The organism is Thiorhodococcus minor (assembly GCF_010820565.1).
Lineage (GTDB): Bacteria > Pseudomonadota > Gammaproteobacteria > Chromatiales > Chromatiaceae > Thiorhodococcus > Thiorhodococcus minor.
On sequence record NZ_JAAIJQ010000168.1, the window covers coordinates 1 to 4582 of the forward strand.

2 protein-coding genes and 1 other RNA gene are annotated in these 4582 nt (G+C 63.5%); all 3 read left to right on the plus strand.

The window, feature by feature from the left end; genetic code table 11:
- Positions 1–312, plus strand: a transfer-messenger RNA (tmRNA) gene (gene ssrA, locus G3446_RS25695); the annotation flags it as partial.
- Between the two features lie 464 nt (positions 313–776).
- The gene (locus G3446_RS25700; protein WP_164456515.1) at positions 777–3866 is read left to right on the plus strand and encodes a BPTD_3080 family restriction endonuclease; all 3090 of its coding nucleotides are present in this window, start codon (positions 777–779) and stop codon (positions 3864–3866) included.
- Between the two features lie 64 nt (positions 3867–3930).
- Entirely contained in the window at positions 3931–4473 is a 543-nt protein-coding gene (locus tag G3446_RS25705) for an REP-associated tyrosine transposase (protein WP_164456516.1), read from the plus strand.
- Positions 4474–4582: the final 109 nt, after the last annotated feature.

Genomic DNA, 4582 nt, shown 5'->3' on the forward strand with positions numbered 1-4582 from the left:
AGAAAGAACTCGATTCATTGCTCACGTTGAATTTTCAGGCATTCAAGAAATGTGATCTTGTGCCTATATGAAGTATAATCCCAGCGGGCCTCAGACCGCAACTTGCCTATGGGGGGCGGGTTTCTGGGGTAAAAACACATAGGATCGCGGTGACGGGAGTCCGGACCTGATCCGCTAAAACCTAACGGAATCGCCGACTGATCGCCCTGCCCCTCGGGCGGCGGAAGGTTAAAAATAATTGAGCGGGCTAAGCATGTAGGGCCAATGGCAGAGGGCTTGCGGACGCGGGTTCGATTCCCGCCGCCTCCACCAAATTCGCATCCGCGACAATCCGCGAAGGACTTAGAACCCGCCCAAGTGCGGGTTTTTTGTTGAGTCTGGCTCTTGATGGATTCCGGACAGGTCGATCGCTGGCAACTGGCGGCTTGCGCGAGTCAGGCTGACCGAACGCTAAGTGGTTGTGTTCGAGCCTAGCCGTGGCGTTTCCAAGCGACCAAATTGCGTCGATTTTGGCGCGCTGACTGAAACGCACAAAGAGCATATCGGACGACCAGGAAACCCTGGCAGGCACTCCTTCGCTACGCAGCCATCTCCCACAATCGGACGGTTTGATCTCCTAATCGCACGCCGATCGATGCATTCTGTGTGTCAGTGGCACCACGACGTCGGCGTCCATCGAACGGCCCGGAGTGGCTTGGTCTGCACGCTGACTGATAGGATTCCCCCGACATATCGATTAAGGCGCTGCGAGCGCGCCTTGGCGGGAAAGAGAGGTCATGGACAACCCCTTCTTCGATCAGCCCATCCTGAGCTCCCCCTACGACTATCCGGCCCGTCACTGGGAGCTGGACGATCAGGGCCAGCCAACCCAGAAGATCATCGAGTCGCGCCGCCGCGCGGAGCTCATCACACCGATTCCCAAGCCCAAGAAGCAAAAGGGTGCGGGCCAGCAAGTCGACCTGCTGTTCGACGAAGGGCTTGGCCTCAGCACTGAGCAGCAGCAGTACGACCACACCGCCGTCATCAACGGCGTGCGGATGGAGGTCGACAAGTGGCGTCAGCTCCCGGCCCATCTCTGGCGCGTCACCCCTGAGACCGCCCGCCTCTTGGAGCACTGGCGTCATCATCCCTTTGCCGGCATCCGCCCCTTCTTCTGTCAGGTCGAGGCCGTCGAGACCGCCATCTGGCTGACCGAGGTCGCCCCGCAGATCGGCAAGTCCGGCCAGCGCTTCCTCGACCACCTGACGCGCGCCAACCGCGACGCCAACCCCGAGCTGATGCGGCTCGCGCTCAAGCTCGCGACCGGCGCCGGCAAGACCACCGTCATGGCCATGCTCATTGCCTGGCAGACACTCAATGCGGTCCGGCGCCCGGGCAGCCAGAAGTTCACCCGTGGCTTCCTCATCGTCGCACCGGGCTTGACCATCAAGGACCGCCTGCGCGTCCTCCAGCCCAACGACCCGGACAGCTACTACGCCAGCCGAGAGCTGGTCCCCGGCGACATGCTCGGAGACCTCGAGCGCGCCAAGATCGTCATCACCAACTACCACGCCTTCAAGCGCCGCGAGCGACTGGAGCTCTCCAAGGGCAACCGCCGCCTGCTCCAGGGACGAACCGGCGACGCGCTCGACACCATCGAGAGCGAGGGCCAGATGCTCCAGCGCGTGATGCCCGAGCTGATGGGGATGAAGCGCATCCTCGCCATCAACGACGAGGCGCACCACTGCTACCGCGAGAAGCCCGCCGACCCTGACGAGGCCAAGCTCAAGGGCGACGACCGCAGGGAGGCCGAGCACAACAACGAGGCCGCGCGCCTCTGGATCTCCGGGCTGGAAGCCGTCAACCGCCAGCTCGGCCTCAACCGCGTCATCGACCTCTCCGCCACGCCTTTCTTCCTGCGCGGCTCGGGCTACATCGAGGGGACGCTCTTCCCCTGGACGATGAGCGACTTCTCGCTGATGGACGCCATCGAGTGCGGCATCGTCAAGCTCCCGCGCGTGCCCGTCTCGGACAACATCCCCGGCGGCGAGATGCCGATGTTCCGCAACCTCTGGGAGCACATCCGCGCCAAGATGCCGAAGAAGGGGCGCGGCAAGGCGGCGAGCCTGAATCCGCTCGACCTGCCGACCCAGCTCCAGACCGCGCTCGACGCGCTCTACGGCCACTACAAGGAGACCTTCGCGCTTTGGTCCAAGGCCGGCCTCTCCGTTCCGCCCTGCTTCATCGTCGTTTGCAACAACACCTCCACCTCCAAGCTCGTCTACGACTACATCTCGGGCTTCGTCAAGCAGAACGAGGACGGCAGCGGGACCCCCATCCCCGGTCGCCTGGAGCTGTTCCGCAATCAAGACGAGCATGGCCAAGCACTGCCGCGGCCCCGCACCCTCCTGATCGACAGCGAACAGTTGGAATCCGGCGAGGGGCTCGACCCCAAGTTCCGCGACATCGCTGGCCCCGAGATCGAGCAGTTCCGCCGCGAGATCTTCGAGCGCGGCGGCCGCCTGGCCGACGAGCTGCGCGCCGGCAAGACCCTGGACGACTCCGCCCTGCTGCGCGAGGTCATGAACACCGTCGGCAAGCCGGGGCGGCTCGGCGACTCCATCCGCTGCGTGGTCTCGGTGTCCATGCTCACCGAGGGGTGGGATGCCAACACCGTGACCCACGTGCTGGGTGTGCGCGCGTTCGGCACGCAGCTCCTCTGCGAGCAGGTGATCGGTCGCGCGCTGCGCCGCCAGTCCTATGATCTGAATGAGGCGGACCTTTTCAATGTCGAATACGCCGACGTGCTCGGCATTCCCTTCGACTTCACCGCCAAGCCCGTCATCGCCAAGCCGCAGCCCCCACGCGAGACCATCCAGGTCAAGGCCGTGCGCCCCGAGCGCGATCATCTGGAGATCCGCTTCCCCCGCGTCCAGGGCTACCGGGCCGAGCTGCCCGAGGATCGGCTCACGGCCGACTTCAACGACGACTCCGTCATGGAGCTCACCCCGGATCTGGTCGGCGCAACCGAGACACGCAACGCCGGCATCATCGGCGCCCCGATCGACCTCAATTTGGTCCACACGGGCGACGTTCGACCCTCTCAGGTGCTCTACGAGCTGACCTCGCATCTGCTGCTGACGCGCTGGCGCGATGCCGACGATCAGCCCCAGATGCACCTCTTCGGCCAGCTCAAGCGCATCACTCAGCAATGGCTCAAGACCTGTTTGGTCTGTAAGGGCGGGACCTATCCTGCGCAGCTCAAGTACAAGACCCTGGCCGACATGGCCAGCGAGCGCATCACCGCCGCCATCACCCGCTCGCTGGTCGGCAAACGCCCGATCAAGGCCGTGCTCGATCCCTACAACCCGACCGGCTCGACCCTCCACGTCAACTTCACGACCTCCAAGACCGAGCGTTGGGAGACCGCAGCCGAGCGCTGCCACCTCAACTGGGTCATCCTCGACAGCGACTGGGAGGCCGAATTCTGCCGCGTCGCCGAGCGGCATGAGCGCGTCATCGCCTACGTCAAGAACCACAACCTCGGCCTGACCGTGCCCTACCGCTACGGCTCCGAGACACGGACCTATCTCCCGGACTTCATCGTCCTGGTCGACGACGGGCATGGCGCCGAGGATCCGCTCCATCTCGTCGTCGAGATCAAGGGCTACCGCCGCGAGGACTCCAAGGAGAAGAAGTCCACCATGGACACCTACTGGGTGCCCGGCGTGAACAACCTCGGTGCTTACGGACGCTGGGCCTTCGCCGAATTCACGGATGTCTTCCAGATGCAGGCGGATTTCACGGAGAAGGTCGCCGAGGCGTTCGAGGCGATGATCGTAGATGTCGTGAAGGTGCCGTCGGAATCGGTACACCCTATCTGGTGACGAAGCTCCAGCTTCGTCACCTGCGAGAAGAAGCTCCGCTTCACGACGCGCACGGAGGCCAACCATGACCCGCAGCCGCTATCGTTTTCTCGGCAACGATGCCCCCTATTTTTTGACGATGACAATCAATCACTGGCTGCCGATCTTCACGCGCCCAGAGACGGTCGAAGTGATCTTCGATAGCTGGCGCCATCTGCAAGCACGCCATGCATTCCGGTTGCATGGTTACGTGATCCTCGAAAACCATCTGCATCTCATCGCCCGCGCCCCCGAGCTGGATCAGGACGTAAGGCGGTTCAAGTCCTTTACGGCGAGACGGCTGATCGCGACCCTGGAGACCGCCGGCGCGCATCGCCTGCTGAAGATGCTCCGGCTGTTCAAGGGCGAGGGGAAAATGGAGTCGACCTATCAGGTCTGGGAAGAGGGCAGCCACCCGCAGCGCATCGAGCATGAAGATGTCATGCGTCAGAAGCTCGACTATATCCATCACAACCCCGTCAAGCGCGGCTACGTCGACGCGCCCGAGCACTGGCGCTGGTCGAGCGCGCGCGACTACCTGGGCCAGCCCGGGCGGATCGAGATCGACAAGGGGTGGCTCGGTTCGTAAAGCGAGGGCTTCGTCACCAGGGAACCAGACTCTGGTCACGAAGCTCCAGCTTCGTGACCTCGGAGAAGAAGCTCTGCTTCACGAGGGTCGACGCGCCGCCGCACGAGCG